The organism is Microvirga yunnanensis, assembly GCF_025460875.1.
Genome location: NZ_JAMXFI010000008.1, coordinates 35,132 through 54,030, shown reverse-complemented (window position 1 = coordinate 54,030; position 18,899 = coordinate 35,132). Strand labels below are relative to the sequence as shown.

Sequence of the window (18,899 nt, the reverse complement as noted above, 5' to 3'; positions counted from 1 at the left end):
AAGGGCCGCGGAAACCCGGAGAGGCATGCCGCCTGCGCGCCATCGCCGGCCGGCGCAGAAGGGCCGCTCCGGCGGCCGGGACTGCAAGACGAGAGCCCGACAGGCCTTAACGTCAGGGAGAAGCGCCGTGTACGCACAGATGGTGAAAACGGGCGTCGAGCACATCCGATCCAAGGACGAGATGTCTCCGGAGGAACGTGCCTTCCAGGATCGCATCGATGCCGACATCAAGATCGAGCCGAAGGAGTGGATGCCGGAGGCCTATCGCAAGACCCTGATCCGGCAGATCTCCCAGCACGCCCATTCGGAAATCATCGGCATGCAGCCCGAGGGCAACTGGATCACTCGCGCGCCGACCCTGGAGCGCAAGGCCATCCTGCTCGCCAAGGTGCAGGACGAGGCAGGCCACGGGCTCTATCTCTACTGCGCGGCCGAGACCCTCGGCGTGAGCCGCGACGAGCTCCTGGAGCAGCTCAACAGCGGCAAGGCCAAGTATTCCAGCATCTTCAACTATCCGACGCTCACCTGGGCCGACATCGGGGCCATCGGCTGGCTCGTGGACGGAGCCGCGATCATGAACCAGGTGCCGCTGCAACGCTGCTCCTACGGACCCTATTCCCGCGCCATGATCCGCATCTGCAAGGAGGAGAGCTTCCATCAGCGGCAGGGCTACGACGCCATGACCAAGCTCGCCCGCGGCACGCCCGAGCAGAAGCAGATGGCGCAGGACGCGCTGAACCGCTGGTGGTGGCCCTCGCTGATGATGTTCGGCCCGTCCGACGCAGATTCCGTCCACAGCGCGCAATCGATGCGCTGGAAGATCAAGATCAATTCCAACGACGAGCTGCGCCAGAAATTCGTCGACCAGACGGTGCCCCAGGCCGAATATCTGGGCCTCACCGTTCCCGACCCCGATCTCAAGTGGAACGCGGAGCGTGGGCATTACGATTTCGGCGCGATCGACTGGGACGAGTTTTATCAGGTGATCGCCGGCAATGGTCCCTGCAACCGTCAGCGCCTGCGCACGCGGGTAAAGGCCTATGAAGAGGGTCAATGGGTGCGCGATGCGGCGGACGCCTATGCGGCCAAGAAGGCCGCGCGGGGGCAAGTCAAGGCCGCTTAGGCGGGAGAGAGACGATGACCGACAAGAAGGAATGGCCTCTCTGGGAGGTGTTCATCCGCAGCCAGCATGGCCTGGCCCACCGGCACGTGGGCAGCCTGCATGCGCCCGATGCCGAGATGGCGATCATGAACGCGCGCGACGTCTATACGCGCCGCAACGAGGGCGTGAGCATCTGGGTCGTGAAGGCGTCCGATATCGCGGCGAGCTCGCCCGGCGACAAGGGGCCGCTGTTCGATCCCGCCAACAGCAAGGTCTATCGCCACCCGACCTTCTACGAGATTCCCGAAGAGCTGGGGCACATGTGATGAATGCGCAGGACGCTCTCGTCGAGTATCTGCTGCGGCTGGGCGACAACGCCCTGATCCTGGGCCATCGTCTCTCCGAATGGTGCGGGCATTCGCCGGCGCTCGAGGAGGATCTGGCGCTCTCCAACGTCGCCCTCGACCTGATCGGGCAGACGCAGCTCTGGCTCAACCTCGCCGGTGAGGTCGAAGGCAGGGGACGGGACGCCGACAAGCTCGCCTATCTGCGCGACGCGCGCGATTTCCGCAATGTGCTTCTGGTCGAGCAGCCGAACGGCGACTTCGCCGCCACGATGGCGCGGCAGTTCTATTTCGATGCCTGGCATTATCTGCTGCTGCGCGGGCTGACCGGCTCGACGGACCCCCGCATCGCCGAGATCGCCGCAAAGGGCCTCAAGGAGGTTACCTATCACCTGGAGCGGAGCCAGGAATGGGTCCTACGCCTCGGCGACGGTACGGAGGAAAGCCACCGCCGGATGCAAAGCGCCGTCGACGATCTCTGGATGTATACCGGCGAACTGTTCGAAGGCGACGAGGTCGACCAGGTCATGGTGCGGGACGGCATCGGGCCGGACCCCGCGACGCTCCATGAGCCCTGGCTCGGTCTCGTTCGTGCGACCATCGAGGAGGCGACGCTCACGCTGCCGCAGCCCGGATGGGCGCAGAAGGGCGGCAAGCGCGGCATTCATTCCGAGCATCTCGGCTACATCCTGGCCGATCTCCAGTTCCTGCAGCGGGCCTATCCCAACGCGACGTGGTGAGGAGCGCGGGAAAGATGATCGACAGCCTGACACGGCCGGATCCAGACCAGATCAGAGACTGGCTGGGCGACGTTCCCGACCCGGAGGTGCCGGCGGTCTCCGTCATGGATCTCGGCATCGTGCGCGACGTGCAATGGCAGGATGGCGAACTCGTTGTCGCCATCACGCCCACCTATTCGGGCTGCCCGGCCACGAGCGTCATCGCGTTCGAGATCGAAGCGGCCCTGCGGGCGAGAGGCATCGACCGCCTGCGGATCGAGCGGCGCCTCTCGCCGCCCTGGACCACGGACTGGATCACCCAGGAGGGCCGGCGGCGGCTGGAGGCCTACGGCATCGCACCCCCGGCGGAGAGCGCAGGCGGGCCGTCGCCATTCGATCGATTCCTGCGCAAGCCTTTGACCATCGCGTGCCCGCGCTGCCGATCCGAGAACACCGACCGGGTGAGCGAGTTCGGCTCGACGCCGTGCAAGGCACAATACCGGTGCCGCGACTGCCTCGAGCCTTTCGACTACTTCAAGTGCATTTGAAAAGAGCGGATGCTCCATGACGAAGTTCTACCCCGTCACCGTTGCCGACGTGCGGCGCGAAACCCGCGACGCCATCGTGCTCACTCTCGACGTGCCGGAGGAGCACAAGGATGCGTTCCGCTTCTCGCCGGGCCAGTACCTGACCCTGCGCACCACCATCGACGGCGACGAGGTGCGGCGGTCCTATTCCATCTGTGCGACGCCGATGGAGGGGCGGCTCCGGGTCGGCATCAAGAAGATCGCCGGCGGAGCGTTCTCCAGCTGGGCCAGCGAGCAGCTCGCCCCCGGGCAGGTCATCGAGGCGATGCCGCCCATGGGCAATTTCTTCGTGCCTCTCGACGAGACCCGCAGGCGTCACTTCGTGGGCTTTGCCGCAGGCAGCGGGATCACGCCGCTTTTGAGCATCATCAAGACCACCCTCGTCGCCGAGCCGAATTCATCCTTCACCCTGTTCTACGGCAATCGCGCGTCGGGTTCGATCATGTTCCGCGAGGAGCTCGAGGATCTCAAGAACGAGCATCTCGAGCGCTTCAGTCTGATCCACATCCTCAGCCGCGAGCAGCAGGACATCGACCTCTTCAACGGGCGCCTGACCAAGGAGAAGTGCGACCAGCTTCTGGACCATTGGATCGATGCGTCGTCCATCGATACCGCCTTCATCTGCGGTCCGCAGGATATGATGCTGGGCGTCGCGCAAAGCCTCGAGGAACACGGGCTCGACAAGCGCCAGATCAAGTTCGAGCTCTTCGCCACCTCGACGCCGAGCCGCCGCCAGCGCAAGCCTGAGGCGACCGCAGCGGACGACAACAGGAACCTGTGCGAGGCCACCATCGTCATTGATGGACGCGCCCGCACTCTGTCCTTCGAGAAGGGCACCGCATCGGTGCTCGATGCCGCAACCGCCGAGGGACTGGAGCTGCCCTATGCCTGCAAGGGCGGCGTCTGCTCGACCTGCCGGGCGATGCTGGTCGAGGGCGAGGTGGACATGGACGCGAATTTCGCTCTCGAGGATTACGAGATCGCGCGGGGCTACATTCTGACCTGCCAAAGCTACCCGGTGAGCGACAGGATTCTGGTCGATTTCGACAAGTGACGCCGCAGGAGGCGGGGAGGGTGGTTCCATGGTCGATGAAGAAAGCCTCGTCACCTTCGTGGCCGGCGGCGGTCGCCTCAGCGCTCCCGATAACGTGACGCCGCGCTATCGCGGCGAACTCATGCGCCTGATGGCGATCTTCGTCGATTCCGAGATGGCAGGAGCCTCGGGCTTCGCCGATTGCATCAACCTGGCTCCCGGGCTCAAGGAGCGGATCATCGCGACGCGCATCGTTTTCGAGAAGTTCGACCATGCCCGTCAGGTCTTGGCTCTCATGGAGCAGTTCGGCGCCGATACGGCGCAATATGTGGGGGCTCATCCCTGGGCGTCCCGTCTCGACCGCAGCGTCAATCTGGCCACGCGGCGCATTGCCGGAGACATGCGCCTCAACGTGTTCCATTACCCGATCAACGGCTGGGTCGACGCGGTGGTGATGAACTGCCTGATGGGGCAGGCCACCGTGGTGCAGCTCGACGAACTGACGCGCGGCTCCTATCAGCCCCTCGCCGACGTCTTGGCCGAGATTCTTCCCATCGAGAAGCGCCACGCGGAACGGGGGGAGCAGGGATTGCGGGCGGCTCTCGAGAGAGGCCACGACAGGACCGATGCCCAGGCCTCCGTCAACTACTGGTATCCGCGCGTGGCGGATACCTTCGGCAGCAGCGCGTCGGATCACTTCGCCCAGCATCGCAAATTCGGCCTGCGCCAAAAGGGCAGGGACGAGCTGACGGGGCAATGGCAGAGCCACGTTCATCCGATGCTCTCGCGCTTTGGGCTCGAGGTTCCGGGTCATGAGCCGCGCGAGATCGGCGATCAGGTCTCGCTTCAGTGACTGCTGAGCATCGGCCGTCCCGTGGGGCGCGGAATGCCCGAGCCGTCGCAGCCTCTATTCCGCAGCGCTGACCCGCCGCGACGAGGGTGCGGGTTCCGCCTGAAGATTGCGGGTTCCGTCCACGATGAGCCGCGAGACCAGCGCGGCATAATCTGCGCGGGTCACCTCGCCGGTGCTCTTGAACCACAGATAATGCCAGTTGATCATGCCGAAGAGCGACATGGTCACGGGCTTGAGCAGCTTGGTTCCCTTGAGCTGCGGCGCAACGCCCGCCACCGCATCGGAGAAGATCGTGACCAGGTCCCGCTCCACCGCCTTGAGCTCAGCCTGGCGGTCGGTCGGGAGCAGGCGCATGCCGTTGATCTGCACGTTGTGCTGGGCGTCGGCATCGCGATAGGCCTCGAGCAGCGCCGCCACGAGCTCCCTCAGGCGCTCGTCCGGAGCAAGGCCCGGGCGGTCGGCCGCCTCCACGACCTCCAGCAGCTCTTCGAGGTGGAAGCGGATCACGTCGAAGAGCAGCGCCTCCTTGTCCTTGTAGTAGTGGTACAGGTTGGCCTTGGAGACCCCGCAGGCTTCTGCGATCTTGCTCATCGAGGCGCGGTCGTAGCCGTGCTCGGCAAAGAGTTCGGCCGAGCGATCGAGGATCGCCCGGCGCTTGTCGTCATAATCGGTGGCACGGGTACGGGCCATGGGATTTTTCTATTCCTTCGGTCTGCGGTCGATCACGCGCCGCGCCTTGCCGAGCGAGCGCTCGATTCCTTCCGGGTCGAGGACATTGACCTGGGCCGTGATGCCGATGGTGTCCTTGATCGCCTGGCTCAGGCGGTCGGCGGCGGCTTGCCGGGTTTCCGGATAATCGGCATCCGGCCGGATCTCGGCCCTGATCTCCATCTGGTCCATCCGGCCCTCGCGGGTCAGGATGATCTGGTAATGTCCCGACAGGGTCGGAATGGCGAGGAGCTTCTCCTCGATCTGGGTCGGGAACACGTTGACGCCGCGGATGATCATCATGTCGTCGGTTCGGCCCGTGACTTTCTCCATGCGGCGCATGGTGCGCGCCGTGCCGGGAAGAAGACGCGTGAGATCCCGGGTGCGATAGCGGATGACCGGCATGGCTTCCTTGGTCAGCGAGGTGAAGACGAGCTCGCCCTCCTCGCCGTCCGGCAGGACTTCGCCCGTCACGGGGTTGATCACCTCGGGGTAGAAGTGATCCTCCCAGATGTGCAGTCCGTCCTTGCTCTCCACGCATTCGCAGGCGACGCCCGGCCCCATGACCTCGGACAGGCCGTAAATGTCGACCGCATGGATATCGAAGGCCTCTTCGATCTCCGTCCGCATGGCGTTCGTCCATGGCTCGGCGCCGAAGATCCCGACCTTCAGCGAGGATTGCCGGGGATCGAGACCTTGCTTCTTGAACTCGTCGAGGATCGCCAGCATGTAGGACGGCGTGACCATGATGATGTCGGGCTTGAAGTCCTGGATGAGCTGCACCTGGCGTTCGGTCATGCCGCCCGACATGGGGATCACCATGCAGCCGAGGCGCTCTGCGCCGTAATGCGCGCCCAATCCTCCGGTGAAGAGGCCATAGCCGTAGGCCACGTGCACCTTCATGCCCGGACGCCCGCCGCTCGCCCGGATGGAGCGCGCCACCACGTCCGCCCATGTGTCGATGTCGCGCTTGGTGTAGCCGACGACCGTGGGCTTGCCGGTGGTGCCCGACGAGCCGTGCACGCGGGCGATCTGGTCCTGCGGAACGGCGAACATGCCGAAGGGATAATTGTCCCGCAGGTCGGCCTTGGTGGTGAACGGGAACTTGGCGAGATCGCTCAGATCCCTGAAGCCGTCCGGATGAACGCCCGCCGCGTCGAACGTCGCTTTGTAATGCGGCACGTTCTCGTAGGCATGGCGCAGGGACCAGGCGAGGCGCTCGCGCTGCCAGGCGGCAAGCTCATCCCGGGACGCCAGTTCGAAGCGATCGAGCTGCGTCGCCTGAGGCTTGAGTTCGGACAGCTTGCGGTGCGGAATCTGAAGCAAGGGAACCTCCCATTCGTTCGTTCTTATGGGGTCTTTCCGGTGTCGCCCGATGCGAGAAGCGTGCCCGCGATGGTGCGCGAGTGCCCGCGGAATTCGGCGACGGTTTCGCCCTGACCGTTGCGGACCGTGACGTCGTAGATCCCCGAGCGGCCCGAACGGTGGCGCTCGACCGCATGGGCCGTGAGCGTGTCGCCCCGCCGGCCCGGCTGGAGGAACGTCACGGCGCATTGCTGGGCGACCGTGCGCTGGTCGTAGGTGTTGCAGGCGAACGCGAAGGCCGAGTCGGCGAGGGTGAAGATGAAGCCGCCGTGGCAGATGCCGTGCCCGTTCGTCATGTCCGGGCGGATCGTCATGGACAGGACGGCCTCGCCGGGCGACACGCGCTCGACCCTCATCCCGAGCCCCTGGCTCGCCTGGTCCTCGGCCCACATGGCGTCGGCGCAGGCTGCGGCGAGGTCGCAGGCGGAACGTCCTGCGGGGGTCGATCCTGCGTCCATCACGCCCTCCCGGTGAATTTCGGCTGCCGCTTCTCGAAGAACGCGGTGACGCCTTCGATGTAGTCGGGCGTGCGGCCGGCCTGGCCCTGAAGATCGCGCTCCAGATTGAGCTGGTGGTCGAGATCGTTGGTCTCGGAGGCGTCGAGCGCCTGCTTGATCAGACGAAGCCCGAGCGTCGGCTGAACCGCGAAGTGGGCGGCAAGGCGATGGGCCTCGTCCATCAGGGCGCCGTCCTCGACCGACTTCCAGATCATGCCCCAGGCCTCCGCCCGATCGGCAGGAACAGGCTCGGCCAGGAGCGCGAGCGCGCGGGCTCGCGCCGGCCCGACGAGGCGCGGCAGAAACCAGGTGCCGCCGGAATCGGGCACGAGGCCGAGCTTCGCAAAGGCCTGGATGAACTTGGCCGAACGGGCCGCCAGGACGATGTCGCAGGCGAGCGCGAGATTGGCTCCCGCGCCCGCTGCAACGCCGTTGACCGCGCCGATGACCGGCATCCGCAGGGCGCGCAGCTTGCGCACGAGCGGATTGTAGAGGCGCTCCAGGGTGGAGGAGAGATCCGGAACCTGGCCTGGGCTGAAGACCCGGTCGGACAGGTCCTGTCCGGCACAGAAGCCACGGCCGGCGCCCGTGAGGACGAGAGCCCGGCAGGTCTCGTCCGCTTCGGCATCGCGAAGGGCCGCCATCAGGGCCGCATGCATCGCCTCGTTGAAGGAGTTCAGACGATCGGGCCTGTTGAGGGTGATCACCTGATAACCCTCTCGACGCTCCGTGATGACGAGATCGTTCTCCACCATGGCCCTCCCGAACATTCGCTGGCAAGCGGGTGGTCTTGCGACTTGTTTACTATTGACCAACCGTCCGGTCAATTATATTGATGGGACAAACAGCGTCAATAAGCCAACACTCGGCCCTTTGCGGAGCGAAACGGGATGGCAGGTTTCGACGGCCAACAGGATGCACGCGCACGGCAACGCCAGCCTCGCGCAGTCCTGTCCCATTGCTCCGTTCCCGCAACGACCGGCAGGCTCCCGACGGCCTGATCCCTTGCGCAACAACAAGAACAACAAACGACAACGAACCTCGGAGGAAACACATGAACGCGAAGGCAACTCACACGATCCTGCTGGCGACCTCTCTCATGGGCCTGGCTCTGTCCCATGGCGCGCTCGCGCAGGACACCGTCAAGATCGGATCCGTTCTCTCGGTCACCGGGCCGTCGTCCTTCCTGGGTGAACCCGAGGACAAGACGCTCAAGCTCTACGTCGACAAGATCAATGCGGCCGGCGGCGTCGCGGGCAAGAAGATCGAGCTCGTGATCTACGACGACGGCGGCGACGCCAACAAGGCGCGCACCTTCGCGACCCGCCTCATCGAGGACGACGAGGTGATCGCCATGGTGGGCGGCACGACGACCGGAAGCACCATGGCGATGATCCCGGTCTTCGAAGACGCGAAGGTCCCGTTCATCTCGCTCGCCGGCGCCATCGAGGTCATCGATCCCGTGCGCAAGTTCGTCTTCAAGACGCCGCACACCGACAAGATGGCCTGCGAGAAGATCTTCGAGGATCTGAAGAAGCGCAATCTCACCAAGATCGGCATGATCTCGGGCACGGACGGCTTCGGAGCGTCCATGCGGGCGCAATGCGTCAAGGTCGCGCCGAATTACGGCATGCAGATCCTCATCGACGAGAATTACGGTCCGCGCGACAGCGACATGACCGCCCAGCTCACGAAGATCAAGAACACGGCGGGCGTGCAGGCGGTGGTCAATCCGGGCTTCGGCCAGGGGCCGGCTATCGTGACCCGCAACTACGCCCAGCTCGGCATGACGAACATCCCGTTCTACCAGAGCCACGGCGTAGCCTCGAAGAGCTTCATCGATCTGGCCGGTCCGGCCGCCGAGGGTGTGCGTCTGCCGGCCGCAGCGCTCCTCGTCGGCGACAAGCTGCCGGAGAGCGACCCGCAGAAGAAGGTGGTGACCGAATATAGGCAGGCCTACGAGGGCGCCACGAAGCAGCCGGTCTCGACCTTCGGCGGTCACGCCTACGACGGACTGTTCATCCTGGTCGAGGCCATGAAGCGCGCGAACTCGACCGATCCCCAGAAGATTCGCGACGAGATCGAAAAGACCAAGGGCTTCGTCGGCACAGGCGGCATCGTGAACATGTCCGCCACCGATCATCTCGGCCTCGACCTCTCGGCGTTCCGCATGCTCGAGATCAAGGGCGGCGACTGGAACCTGGTCGCCTCCGGAAGCTGATCCCACGCTGCAACCGATCGGGCGGCAGGCTGCCGGTCAGCCTGCCGCCCGGCAACCTGAAGGTCGCGGGGCTGCATCATGGCCGAGTTCCTCCAGTTCCTCATCTCCGGTCTGACGGTGGGAGCCGTCTATGCGCTGGTCGCACTCGGCTTCACCCTGATCTACAACGCCTCGGGCGTGGTGAACTTCGCCCAGGGCGAGTTCGTCATGCTCGGCGGCATGGTGACGGTGTTCGCGTCGGCAGCCGGTCTGCCGCTGCCGCTGGCGGCCCTGGTCGCCATCGCGGCCGCCGTGGCAATCGGGCTCATGCTGCACCGCTTCGCCATCGAGCCCGCGCGCGGAGCGTCGGCCGTGACGCTCATCATCATCACCATCGGAGCCTCGATCCTGCTGCGCGGCGTCGCGGCGATCGTCTTCGACAAGCAGTTCCACAAGCTCCCCGCCTTCACGGGCGACACCCCGGTCGACGTGCTCGGCGCCGCCGTGCAGCCGCAGAGCTTCTGGGTGCTCGGCGGAACCGCGGTCGTGGTCCTGGGGCTCTACGTCTTTCTCGAGCATACGCTTCTCGGCAAGGCCGTGCTGGCCACGGCCGCGAACCGTCTGGCCGCGCGGCTCGTCGGGATCAACACGACCACAATCATGGCGCTCGCCTTCGGCGGCTCCGCGGCCATCGGGGCGATCGCCGGCATCCTGGTCACGCCGATCACCCTGACGAGCTACGATGTCGGGACGTTGCTGGCCCTGAAGGGCTTTGCCGCCGCCATGCTGGGCGGCATGGGCAATCCGGTCGGTGCGGTCGTCGGCGGGCTCCTGCTCGGTCTGCTGGAGGCCTTCGGCGCGGGCTATCTCAGCTCGACCTACAAGGATGCCTTCGCGTTCCTGGTCATCCTGATCGTCCTGTTCGCGGCGCCCCAGGGCCTGTTCGGACGCCGGGTCGTGGAGAGGGTGTGAGCATGCGTGCACTCGTGAACCAGCGCTTCGTCACCCTCGCGATCCTGGCCGTCGTGATCGCCGTGCTGCCGCTCGCCTTTCCGTCGAGCTACTATTTCCGCGTCGCCTCGCTCGTGTGGGTGTCGGCGCTCGCGGCCATCGGCCTCAACATCCTCATGGGACAGGCAGGCCAGGTCAGCCTCGGGCACGCGGCGTTCTTCGGCATCGGCGCCTACGCGGTCGCCATCGGTCCGACGCATCTCGGCATCCCGCCCTGGGCGGCGCTTCTCTTCGGGGCGCTTCTCTCGGGCGTCCTGGCTTACCTCGTGGGGCGCCCCATCCTGCGCCTCAAAGGCCATTATCTGGCCATCGCCACCCTGGGGCTCGGCGTTCTCGTGGCGCTCGTCATCACGACGGAAAGCCGCTGGACCGGCGGGCCGGATGGCATGCCCGTCGAGAGGCTCACCCTGTTCGGCTGGCGGGTCAGCGGATCCTACACCTGGTACTGGGTGACCGGAGGCCTCCTGCTGATCGGGACCTGGATCGCCCTCAACCTCGACGAGACGCCGACCGGGCGTGCCTTCCGGGCCCTGCACGACAGCGAGGTCGCCGCGCAGGTGGTCGGCGTCGACGTGGCGCGCTTCAAGCTGCAGGCCTTCGTGATCGCCGCGATCTATGCATCGCTGGCCGGATCCGCGCTGGCCTTCATGAACGGGTTCATCAACCCGGATCAGGCCGGTTTTCTGCATTCGGTGGAACTCGTCACCATCGTGGTGCTGGGCGGGCTCGGATCCGTCGTGGGCAGCATCGTGGGCGCTGCGGTGCTCGTGACGTTGCCGCAGGCACTCACCGTCTTCCAGGAATACGAGCATCTTCTGCTCGGTCTCATCATCATCGTGGCGATGATCTTCATGCGCAACGGGATCGTGCCGAGCCTGTCGAACCTGCTTCTCCGGAGGGCGCGCTCATGAGCATCCTGAAGGCGACGGATGTGGGCATCTCCTTCGGCGGCGTGAAGGCCGTCGACGGGGTGAGCTTCTCGGTGAACCCCGGGCAGATCCTGTCCATCATCGGACCGAACGGGGCGGGCAAGACGACTCTCTTCAACATCGTGTCCGGCGTCTACGTGGCGAGCCGCGGGTCGATCCATCTCGCCGACGAGGACGTGACCGGACTTGCGCCGCACAAGCTGGCGGCGCGCGGTTTGTCCCGCACCTTTCAGAACCTGCAGATCTTCCAGCGCATGACCGCCTGCGAGAACGTGATGGTAGGCCGTCATCTTCGGGAGAAGTGCAGCCTTCTTCCGGCCCTGTTCAGAACCCCTTCCGTCACGCGCCAGAATCGTGAGACGCGGGCCGCCTCACTCGCGCTTCTGGCAGAGGTCGGGTTGAAGGATGCTGCGGATACCCCGGCAGGCTCGCTGCCCTACGGCGCCTGCAAGCGCCTCGAAATCGCGCGCGCGCTCGCCGCCGAACCACGCGTCCTTCTCCTCGACGAGCCGGCCGCCGGCTGCAACGCGGTGGAGACCGAGGAAATCGATCACCTCATCAAGCAGGTCGCCGACCGGGGCGTGGCCGTCGTTCTCGTCGAGCACGACATGAAGCTCGTGATGAAGATCTCCGACAGGATCCTCGTGCTCGAGCGCGGCCGTCCGCTCGCCGAGGGAACGCCGCGGGAGGTGCGCGATGATCCACGGGTCCTTGAGGCTTATCTGGGACAGCACGGCGCACGGGAGGCTGCCCGTGCTTGAGGTCCAGGATCTGCGCAGCGCCTATGGCCGGATCGAGGTGCTCAAGGGCATCAGCCTCGATGTTCGCTCGGGCGAGATCGTCGCGCTCGTCGGCTCGAACGGCGCGGGCAAGACCACGCTGCTCCGGACGCTCTCCGGCGTTCAGCCGATGACCGGTGGCGAAATCCGCTTCGAGGGCCGGCGCATCGACCGCCTGCCGCCGCACCGCAGGGTCGGGCTCGGCATCACGCAATCGCCGGAAGGCCGACAGGTGTTCGGGCCGCTGACCGTCGAGGACAACCTGCGCCTCGGCGCCTATCATCGTCGCGACCGGGAAATCGATCAGGATCGCGACCGCATCTTCGCCATGTTCCCGGTTCTGGCCGAGAAACGCCACCTTCTCGCCGGAGGGTTGTCAGGCGGTCAGCAGCAGATGCTGGCGATCGGCCGCGCGCTCATGGGAAGGCCCAAGCTTCTGCTCTTGGATGAACCGTCCCTCGGGCTTTCGCCGCTTCTCGTCGACCAGATCCTCGATGCCATCGTGTCCCTCAAGAAGGACGGCATCACGGTCCTTCTCGTCGAGCAGAACGCCAGTGCGGCTCTGGCCATCGCCGACAGGGGCTATGTGCTGGAGACCGGAAAAGTCGCTTACAGCGGAGCGGGTGCGGCCCTGCTGGCCGATCCGCAGGTCAAGGCCGCCTATCTCGGCATCGCGTGATCAGACCGATCCGTCCTGGGCCTGGTGCAGGCTCTGCCGGGCGAGGGCGAGAGCCTCCTGCAGCACGGCCTGGTCGCCGATATGGTTGGCGAGGATCAGAACGAGGGCGCTGTTGAGCGCTGCGCTGTCCTCGTCCGACAATCCCCGGTGAGCTTCGATCAGCGCACGGTAGGCGCGGTCCGGATCGGGGAAGCGGCTCTCGATGATGAGCGAAGTCATGCGCAATCCCCCTCGAAGCCTCTCAGGCGACGGGAGGCGCGCTCGATCTGAGCCGGCGCGGCATGACGCCAGCGTGCCGCGAGATGCTGGTCCGGTCGCACGAGATAGGTGCTTCCGGGCGTCGCGTCGAAGCGTCGGGCGAAATGGCCTTCCGGATCGATCAAGTCGTCACCGATGACGAGCACGCGCTTACCTGCGGGCGGCGGAGCACCGTCGGGCACATGGATGATGGTCTCCTCGCTGCCCAGGGTGTCGAGCAGCCAGACAGGCTGACCGCCGCGGGTCCGCATCGGAGCGTCGGGCAAGGGAGCGCCGAGGCGGGCGGATCCGGACCAGGCCTCACGATCGGGTGTCGACAGAGGGCTCTCATAGGTCGAGGGCAGGGACAGCCGACCGGAATTCACCATCCGCTTCGCGAAAGGAGTGTGACGCGCGAGAGCAAGGGTCGCATCGCGGAAACGTCGCTCCTGCGCCGAGCGCGGGGCAATGAAGTCGGTGGAGCGGGTCGAATGACCGATGTTCTCGTCCGCGGCCGCCGAGCGTTCGATGTCGTAGGTGTCGATCAGACGCGCCGGGGCTTCGCCCCTGACGACGAGCGCCAGCTTCCAGGCAAGGTTCTCGGCATCCTGAATGCCGGAATTGGCCCCGCGCGCTCCGAAGGGAGACACCTGGTGGGCGGCGTCGCCGGCAAAGACCACGCGGCCATGGACGAAGCGTTCCAGGCGGCGGCACTGGAACGTGTAGACCGAGACCCATTCGAGCGTGAAATCCTCATGCCCCAGCATCTGCCGAAGGCGGGGAATGACCCGCTCGGGCGCCTGCTCGGCCTTCGCATCCGCATCGGGGCCGAGCTGCAGGTCGATGCGCCAGACATCGTCGGGTTGCTTGTGAAGAAGCGCCGAGCGACCGTCGTGGAAGGGCGGATCGAACCAGAACCAGCGCTCGGGCGGAAAGTCGCCCTTCATCTTCACGTCGGCGATGAGGAAGCGATCCTCGAAGACTTCACCGCGGAAATCCAGACCGAGCATTCCGCGCAAGGCCGAGCGGGCGCCGTCGGCGGCCACCACCCAATCGGCGTGGAGCTCGTAGGCGCCCTCGGGCGTGTCAACGGTGAGCGTCACGCCGTCGTGACAGCGCATGAGACCGGTCACCTTGTTGCGCCAGCGGATGTCGAGATCGGGCAGCTCCGCGGCGCGCTCGACGAGGGCATGCTCGAGATAATACTGCTGAAGATTGATGAAGGCCGGCATCTTGTGCCCGTCCTCGGGCAGCAGGTCGAAGGCATAGAGCTGGTCGTCCCGCTGGAACACCTTTCCGAGCTTCCAGGTCACGCCTCTCTCGAGACAGGGTTGGGCGGCGCCGAGCCGGTCGAGGATCTCGAGCGTGCGTTTGGCATAGCAGATGCCGCGGGATCCCTCGCCGATCCGATCCGCATCGTCGAGAAGAACCACGGACACGCCACGCTGCGCCAGGTCGATGGCCGTGCAAAGGCCCACGGGACCCGCGCCGACCACGATGACCGGATGCCGGGCCGGGGAGGGCCGATCCTGGTCGGCGCTGCGGCGGTAACCGAACTGGAAGAGGGTCTTGCGATTGTTCATGGCGGCCTCCGCCCGTTCGCCCCGGACTAGCCTTGCAGGGCCGCCCACATCTCCCGGTCGCGCTCGGCGGTCCAGATGACGGGATGATCGATGCCGGAGGCTTCGTCGAAGGCGCGCGACACGTTGAACGGCAGGCAATGCTCGTAGATCGCGAAGCTTCCGAATTTCGGGTCCATCGCGTCGCGCGTGGCCGCGAAGGTCTCCTTGAGGGAGCGTCCGCGCGCAGCCGACAGTTCGGCCGCTCCATAGAGCGTGCCCACGAAGTCGCGGGTCATCGCCACCGCCTCGCGGACCGCCTGCTCGCCCTGCAGCGCATCGCCCCGCCCCGGCGCTATCGCCTTCGGCTGGAAGTCGAGGATCGAGTCCAGGGTCTGCGGCCACTCGCGCAGGTAAGCGTCGCCGCAATAGCAGGCGGAGTGATACTCCACCAGATCGCCGGTGAACATCACTTCCGCGTCCGGCACCCAGGCCACGATGTCGCCCGCCGTGTGGCCGGCGCCGAGATGGAAAAGCTTGACCTCGCGCTTGCCGAGAAACACCGACATGCCGCTCTCGAAGGTGAGCGTCGGCCAGGTCAGACCGGGTGGGATGCTGCTTTCGCCGCGGAACAGGCGCGGGAAGCGGCCGATCTCGGACGCCTTGTCCTGCTCGCCGCGCTCGACGATCAGATCGTAGGTGGTTGTCGAAGCGATGATGCCTTGCGCCTTGTAGGCCGAGGCCCCGAGCACGCGCACGGCATGGTAATGCGAGAGCACCACGTACTTGATCGGCTTGTCGGTGACTGTGCGCACACGGGCGATCACGTCCTCGGCCATGGCCGGCGTGGCCTGCGCGTCGATGACGATGCAGCCGTCATCGCCGACGATGATACCGGAATTGGGATCGCCTTCGGCCGTGTAGGCATAGAGATCGGGCCCGATCTCCGTGAACGATACCGTCTTGGCGGTGGTGTCGCCTGTCGAGGCGAAAGCCTTTTCGGCCATGGCGATTCTCCCTGTCGTGGAACGCAGCTCATGCCGTCGCCTTCGACGTCGAAGGCGACGGCGGGTTGCTTTGACCGACAGGGTAGTCGCGATCCCACGACCGTCAAGGTCGCGACCGTGGCTTGGCTCAGCGGATGTTGAAGCGAAGCGGCACGGTGAACGTCGATTGCGGGATGAAGTCCGGGATCGGCGGCAGGGACGATCCCGGGCTTGCCGCGGCAAGCGCAGCCTGATCGAGCGCCGGATGGCCTGCGCCCCGCACCAGGGACGCGCTCACGATGCGACCGGACCGATCCATGGTGAAGCGCACCGTTGCAACGCCCGTGACGCCCTGGTTGCGCGCGACGTCGGGATAACGCAGGCGGTTGCGCAATGAGGCCACGAGGCTGGCCAGGTAGCGATTGCGGGCGGTCGGATCGGCCGAGGCCGCCTGGCCGCCCGTATCCTCGCGTGAGGCCGAAGCCTGCCCCTGGCGGGCATCCGAGGGAAGCGGCTTCGGTTCCGCGACGGTCCGGCGCAGCGGCGGCCTGCGCTCTACCGGCTTCGGCGGTGGCTTCTTCTCCGGCGTGGGCGGCGGGGGCGCGTCCTTGGGCGGCGGGCGCGCGTCGACGGGCTTGGCGACGACTGTCTCGGGAGGCGGCAGGATGATGGCCTCGGTCTGCGCCGCCTCCTGTTCGACCGGCACGGCTTCGACAGGGACCGCTTCGGCCACCTCCTGCGGCTGGACTTCGGCGATCTCCTGCGGAGGCTGCTCCTCGACGGTGTCCGATCCGACCGGCAGGGCCTCCGCCTCGATGGGCGGCACGTCCTGGGACTGCTCGAGCGATGGCGCGACCGACACGATTTCTTCCATGGCGGGCGCGAGATCGATGGTGATCTCCTGCTCCCCGGGCGATTTCTCTGTATCGGACGACCACAGGGTCACGGCCGTCAGCGCCGCTCCATGCAGCAGGAGCGCGGCGAGAAGGGCGATCCCGAGCCGGTTCGGCTCCTGCGTCGGTCTGAGAGTATGAACGGACATCGGGCTGCTGCGGATCCTACGGGGCCGGCGGTCCGCTCGGGGCCTGCGCGATCAGGGACACCCTGCTGAAGCCTGCGGCGTTGATCTGGCCCATGATCTCGATGATGCGTCCGTACGGAACGGCCTTGTCGCCACGAACGAGGACGACCTGACCCGCATCCGCGCCCGCAAGCTGCCGCAGCCGCGGCATCATAGTCTCGGCCGCGAGGGGCTCCTTGTCGAGGAAGGGCTGGCCCTGCGCGTCGATGGTGACCACCACCGGCTGCTTCGGCTGCGACACCTTCGGGGCCGTCGTCTTCGGCAACTGCACGGGCACGCCGACGGTCATCAGCGGGGCTGCCACCATGAAGATGATGAGCAGAACGAGCATCACGTCCACAAGCGGCGTGACGTTGATCTCCGACAGGGGAGCGGACCCGAACTCGTCGTCGGTATCCTGCGCCCGGATTGGCCCCATGCCCATTATTTGGCAGCCTCCGCTCGAACGGGGGATTTGCGGTCGCGGGCGAGCCGGTCGCCGAGCGCCGTGATGCCGGCCGCGAAGGATTGCTGCAGGCGGCCGAGATCGGTCGTCAGCTTGTTGTAGGCCATCACGGCCGGGATGGCGGCCACGAGGCCGATGGCGGTGGCGAACAAGGCCTCCGCGATGCCGGGGGCCACGACGGAAAGGCTCGTGTCCTGGCTCGCCGCGATCGCCGAGAAGGAGTTCATGATGCCCCAGACCGTGCCGAACAGGCCGATGAACGGTGCGGCGGAGCCGATGGTGGCGAGAAACGGGAGGCCGACCTGAAGCTGGCGCATGTCGACGGACAGGGCAGCCCGCATGGCCCGCTCGATCCGCTCGCGCCGCTCGGCCCGGCTCTCGGAAACATCCTGATCGCGCCAGGCCTCGTGACCCGCCGCGACGATCCGGCCCGTCGCCCCGGGCATCTGCGGGTGAAGCCTGTCTCCCGAGCGCGCCGCGGCTTCGAAGGAGCGAGCCTGGCGGCGGATTCTTCCGAAGCGAAGAAGCTTCTCGATGACGATGGTCCAGCAGCCGAGGGACGCCAGGACGAGCAGGATCATGACGCCCTTGACGATCGGATCGGCTTGCAGGAACAGGCCGAGGAAGGACATGTCATGCGTTGCGGCAGGCATGATCTCGTTCATCATGGCAATCTCACTTCACGAAGGATACGGCGTCGATCTTGGAGGCTGTCTCAATTCCGGACAGGCATTCCTCGCGCGCGGTGGTCGCGCCTTCGCAGGTCAGGACGTCGTTGAGCAGAACACGTCCGAAGCGCGAGCAGTTCAGCCCAGGAAAGTCGAAGAGCTTGATGAGGGTCTTGCGGCGAGGGACCGGACCGACCTCCACCGCCAGCCGCTTGGCCGCCACCCCGTCGGTGTCCAGTGCGAAGAGGTCGAGCTTCAAAGATTTCCAGCTCTCGCCTTTCTGATTGTCGATCCGGAAATAGGTCCGGCAGCTTTCCCCCGATGCTTCGATCTTGTTCAACTCGATCCGTAAGGGACTGGAAGCCGGCGCATTGTCCTGGGCAAGCGCCATTCCGCTGAAAGGCAGGAGCAGAGCCAGGCAGGCGAAGACGCTTCCCGATGTGAACCCAGGCTCATTCCATGTGCTCATGCCCATGAACTCGTTCTCCTCATACTGGGGCGCGACCGCCGGACGTGGTGCGCAGTTCCGGATCCTTCGCCGGACGAGCTGAACGCCCTTGCCTCCGGCAGATCGACCGACTGCCCGAAACCGGGAGGATTCCCGTAGGCACGTCCGATGAAGTATCTGAAAGAAGTGAGATTGATCAAGGGCTTAGCGGAAAGTCAGAGGCGTTCTAAAACACCCGCTACAGCCTTGAGATCGGGGTGATATTCGCTTCCTTAAAAGGGCTTCAAAGTAATTTTCTTCCGCTTTGCCGCGCCGTTCGGGTGCCGGCATGGCCTTGTCCCGACTTCACCTCGGGCACCGCCCGTCGAACGAAGCTCGGCCATTTTTCCTGCGAATTCCACGAAAAGACCATTTTGCCTGAAGAAGAGAGAGCATGCCCTTGATTCAGGAGAACCTGCTTGAGCTTCAACGGTCACGACAAGCCCTTTCCCACCTGGTACCCCTACGCGTTCGTGGGTGCGCTGGCAGCGATCGGCGCGGCGTTCTACGTGCTCGGCTAGGAACACCCGTTTATGGATGGGTCATATGCTGCGGCTGACGGGGCGCGACGTCGTGGGAAATGGTTGGCGCGCTTGCGGGCCAGGAGCGGTGCGGCAGGGGCTCCAGCAC

The 18,899-nt window shown here is 65.7% G+C and carries 22 protein-coding genes; 11 read left to right on the top strand and 11 right to left on the bottom strand.

The genetic code is table 11. The features are described from left to right. Window positions 1–127: 127 nt before the first annotated feature. From paaA to NF876_RS06160, 6 genes are read left to right on the top strand one after another with little or no spacing between them, the layout of a single operon-like run. A complete protein-coding gene (gene paaA, locus NF876_RS06185) occupies window positions 128–1,123 on the top strand; it encodes a 1,2-phenylacetyl-CoA epoxidase subunit PaaA (RefSeq protein ID WP_262267972.1) in 996 nt (331 codons plus the stop codon). A gap of 14 nt (window positions 1,124–1,137) precedes the next feature. Continuing rightward, window positions 1,138–1,428 (top strand): 1,2-phenylacetyl-CoA epoxidase subunit PaaB, encoded by a 291-nt coding sequence (paaB, locus tag NF876_RS06180; protein ID WP_262267971.1) that lies wholly within the window; start codon window positions 1,138–1,140, stop codon window positions 1,426–1,428. Beyond that, entirely contained in the window at window positions 1,428–2,186 is a 759-nt protein-coding gene (gene paaC, locus NF876_RS06175; protein WP_262267970.1) for a 1,2-phenylacetyl-CoA epoxidase subunit PaaC, read from the top strand. The genes paaB and paaC overlap by 1 nt, the downstream gene beginning before the upstream one ends. 14 nt (window positions 2,187–2,200) lie before the next feature. Continuing rightward, on the top strand, window positions 2,201–2,713 hold the full coding sequence (gene paaD, locus NF876_RS06170) for a 1,2-phenylacetyl-CoA epoxidase subunit PaaD (RefSeq protein ID WP_262267969.1): 513 nt from the start codon (window positions 2,201–2,203) through the stop codon (window positions 2,711–2,713). A gap of 16 nt (window positions 2,714–2,729) precedes the next feature. Then, window positions 2,730–3,806 carry a 1,2-phenylacetyl-CoA epoxidase subunit PaaE gene (gene paaE, locus NF876_RS06165; RefSeq protein WP_262267968.1) on the top strand — a complete coding sequence of 359 codons (1,077 nt, stop codon included), beginning with the start codon at window positions 2,730–2,732 and terminating at the stop codon, window positions 3,804–3,806. Between the two features lie 28 nt (window positions 3,807–3,834). Further along, complete coding sequence (locus tag NF876_RS06160) at window positions 3,835–4,638, top strand: Phenylacetic acid catabolic protein (RefSeq protein ID WP_262267967.1); 804 nt, start codon at window positions 3,835–3,837, stop codon at window positions 4,636–4,638. A gap of 54 nt (window positions 4,639–4,692) precedes the next feature. On the opposite strand, the gene NF876_RS06155 is transcribed toward NF876_RS06160, so the two are convergent. From NF876_RS06155 to paaG, 4 genes are read right to left on the bottom strand one after another with little or no spacing between them, the layout of a single operon-like run. Then, entirely contained in the window at window positions 4,693–5,328 is a 636-nt protein-coding gene (locus tag NF876_RS06155) for a TetR/AcrR family transcriptional regulator (RefSeq protein WP_262267966.1), read from the bottom strand. Between the two features lie 9 nt (window positions 5,329–5,337). Next, window positions 5,338–6,672 (bottom strand): phenylacetate--CoA ligase PaaK, encoded by a 1,335-nt coding sequence (gene paaK / locus NF876_RS06150; RefSeq protein WP_262267965.1) that lies wholly within the window; start codon window positions 6,670–6,672, stop codon window positions 5,338–5,340. Between the two features lie 23 nt (window positions 6,673–6,695). Continuing rightward, on the bottom strand, window positions 6,696–7,169 hold the full coding sequence (paaI, locus tag NF876_RS06145) for a hydroxyphenylacetyl-CoA thioesterase PaaI (RefSeq protein WP_262267964.1): 474 nt from the start codon (window positions 7,167–7,169) through the stop codon (window positions 6,696–6,698). Next, the gene (gene paaG / locus NF876_RS06140; protein ID WP_262268048.1) at window positions 7,169–7,960 is read right to left on the bottom strand and encodes a 2-(1,2-epoxy-1,2-dihydrophenyl)acetyl-CoA isomerase PaaG; all 792 of its coding nucleotides are present in this window, start codon (window positions 7,958–7,960) and stop codon (window positions 7,169–7,171) included. Before paaG ends, paaI begins: the two co-directional genes overlap by 1 nt. Window positions 7,961–8,262: 302 nt before the next feature. Here paaG and NF876_RS06135 point away from each other — a divergent pair, with 302 nt between their 5' ends. The 5 genes from NF876_RS06135 to NF876_RS06115 all read left to right on the top strand — a co-directional run bounded on the left by NF876_RS06135 (window position 8,263) and on the right by NF876_RS06115 (window position 12,806). Further along, window positions 8,263–9,429 carry an ABC transporter substrate-binding protein gene (locus NF876_RS06135; RefSeq protein ID WP_373371365.1) on the top strand — a complete coding sequence of 389 codons (1,167 nt, stop codon included), beginning with the start codon at window positions 8,263–8,265 and terminating at the stop codon, window positions 9,427–9,429. Window positions 9,430–9,507: 78 nt separating this feature from the next. Beyond that, window positions 9,508–10,380 (top strand): branched-chain amino acid ABC transporter permease, encoded by an 873-nt coding sequence (locus NF876_RS06130; protein WP_262267963.1) that lies wholly within the window; start codon window positions 9,508–9,510, stop codon window positions 10,378–10,380. Window positions 10,381–10,382: 2 nt separating this feature from the next. Next, a complete protein-coding gene (locus tag NF876_RS06125; RefSeq protein WP_262267962.1) occupies window positions 10,383–11,330 on the top strand; it encodes a branched-chain amino acid ABC transporter permease in 948 nt (315 codons plus the stop codon). Beyond that, window positions 11,327–12,109 (top strand): ABC transporter ATP-binding protein, encoded by a 783-nt coding sequence (locus NF876_RS06120; RefSeq protein ID WP_262267961.1) that lies wholly within the window; start codon window positions 11,327–11,329, stop codon window positions 12,107–12,109. The genes NF876_RS06125 and NF876_RS06120 overlap by 4 nt, the downstream gene beginning before the upstream one ends. Then, complete coding sequence (locus tag NF876_RS06115; RefSeq protein ID WP_262267960.1) at window positions 12,102–12,806, top strand: ABC transporter ATP-binding protein; 705 nt, start codon at window positions 12,102–12,104, stop codon at window positions 12,804–12,806. The genes NF876_RS06120 and NF876_RS06115 overlap by 8 nt, the downstream gene beginning before the upstream one ends. Here the strand turns inward: NF876_RS06115 and NF876_RS06110 are convergent, their stop codons facing one another. From NF876_RS06110 to NF876_RS06080, 7 genes are all read right to left on the bottom strand, one after another. Continuing rightward, entirely contained in the window at window positions 12,807–13,025 is a 219-nt protein-coding gene (locus tag NF876_RS06110; RefSeq protein ID WP_262267959.1) for a DUF2783 domain-containing protein, read from the bottom strand. Next, the gene (locus tag NF876_RS06105; protein WP_262267958.1) at window positions 13,022–14,626 is read right to left on the bottom strand and encodes an FAD-dependent oxidoreductase; all 1,605 of its coding nucleotides are present in this window, start codon (window positions 14,624–14,626) and stop codon (window positions 13,022–13,024) included. The genes NF876_RS06110 and NF876_RS06105 overlap by 4 nt, the downstream gene beginning before the upstream one ends. 26 nt (window positions 14,627–14,652) lie before the next feature. Then, complete coding sequence (locus tag NF876_RS06100; RefSeq protein WP_262267957.1) at window positions 14,653–15,609, bottom strand: MBL fold metallo-hydrolase; 957 nt, start codon at window positions 15,607–15,609, stop codon at window positions 14,653–14,655. A gap of 127 nt (window positions 15,610–15,736) precedes the next feature. Then, on the bottom strand, window positions 15,737–16,630 hold the full coding sequence (locus NF876_RS06095) for a TonB family protein (protein WP_262267956.1): 894 nt from the start codon (window positions 16,628–16,630) through the stop codon (window positions 15,737–15,739). A gap of 16 nt (window positions 16,631–16,646) precedes the next feature. Continuing rightward, window positions 16,647–17,093 (bottom strand): ExbD/TolR family protein, encoded by a 447-nt coding sequence (locus tag NF876_RS06090; RefSeq protein WP_262267955.1) that lies wholly within the window; start codon window positions 17,091–17,093, stop codon window positions 16,647–16,649. Beyond that, window positions 17,093–17,779, bottom strand: coding sequence for a MotA/TolQ/ExbB proton channel family protein (locus NF876_RS06085; protein ID WP_262268046.1), 687 nt, complete (start codon window positions 17,777–17,779; stop codon window positions 17,093–17,095). Before NF876_RS06085 ends, NF876_RS06090 begins: the two co-directional genes overlap by 1 nt. Before the next feature lie 10 nt (window positions 17,780–17,789). Then, window positions 17,790–18,251, bottom strand: coding sequence for a Tat pathway signal protein (locus NF876_RS06080; protein ID WP_262267954.1), 462 nt, complete (start codon window positions 18,249–18,251; stop codon window positions 17,790–17,792). Window positions 18,252–18,899: the final 648 nt, after the last annotated feature.

Excerpts from the sequence above, each read along its gene's own strand:
- paaB (WP_262267971.1), top strand. The coding sequence starts at position 1,138 with ATGACCGACAAGAAGGAATGGCCTCTCTGGGAGGTGTTCATCCGCAGC.
- paaI (WP_262267964.1), bottom strand. The coding sequence starts at position 7,169 with ATGGACGCAGGATCGACCCCCGCAGGACGTTCCGCCTGCGACCTCGCC.
- NF876_RS06110 (WP_262267959.1), bottom strand. The coding sequence starts at position 13,025 with ATGACTTCGCTCATCATCGAGAGCCGCTTCCCCGATCCGGACCGCGCC.
- NF876_RS06160 (WP_262267967.1), top strand. The coding sequence starts at position 3,835 with ATGGTCGATGAAGAAAGCCTCGTCACCTTCGTGGCCGGCGGCGGTCGC.
- NF876_RS06120 (WP_262267961.1), top strand. The coding sequence starts at position 11,327 with ATGAGCATCCTGAAGGCGACGGATGTGGGCATCTCCTTCGGCGGCGTG.
- paaC (WP_262267970.1), top strand. The coding sequence starts at position 1,428 with ATGAATGCGCAGGACGCTCTCGTCGAGTATCTGCTGCGGCTGGGCGAC.
- NF876_RS06090 (WP_262267955.1), bottom strand. The coding sequence starts at position 17,093 with ATGGGCATGGGGCCAATCCGGGCGCAGGATACCGACGACGAGTTCGGG.
- NF876_RS06130 (WP_262267963.1), top strand. The coding sequence starts at position 9,508 with ATGGCCGAGTTCCTCCAGTTCCTCATCTCCGGTCTGACGGTGGGAGCC.
- NF876_RS06095 (WP_262267956.1), bottom strand. The coding sequence starts at position 16,630 with ATGTCCGTTCATACTCTCAGACCGACGCAGGAGCCGAACCGGCTCGGG.
- paaD (WP_262267969.1), top strand. The coding sequence starts at position 2,201 with ATGATCGACAGCCTGACACGGCCGGATCCAGACCAGATCAGAGACTGG.
- NF876_RS06105 (WP_262267958.1), bottom strand. The coding sequence starts at position 14,626 with ATGAACAATCGCAAGACCCTCTTCCAGTTCGGTTACCGCCGCAGCGCC.
- paaE (WP_262267968.1), top strand. The coding sequence starts at position 2,730 with ATGACGAAGTTCTACCCCGTCACCGTTGCCGACGTGCGGCGCGAAACC.
- NF876_RS06125 (WP_262267962.1), top strand. The coding sequence starts at position 10,383 with ATGCGTGCACTCGTGAACCAGCGCTTCGTCACCCTCGCGATCCTGGCC.
- NF876_RS06085 (WP_262268046.1), bottom strand. The coding sequence starts at position 17,779 with ATGAACGAGATCATGCCTGCCGCAACGCATGACATGTCCTTCCTCGGC.
- NF876_RS06155 (WP_262267966.1), bottom strand. The coding sequence starts at position 5,328 with ATGGCCCGTACCCGTGCCACCGATTATGACGACAAGCGCCGGGCGATC.
- NF876_RS06100 (WP_262267957.1), bottom strand. The coding sequence starts at position 15,609 with ATGGCCGAAAAGGCTTTCGCCTCGACAGGCGACACCACCGCCAAGACG.
- NF876_RS06080 (WP_262267954.1), bottom strand. The coding sequence starts at position 18,251 with ATGAGCACATGGAATGAGCCTGGGTTCACATCGGGAAGCGTCTTCGCC.
- NF876_RS06135 (WP_373371365.1), top strand. The coding sequence starts at position 8,263 with ATGAACGCGAAGGCAACTCACACGATCCTGCTGGCGACCTCTCTCATG.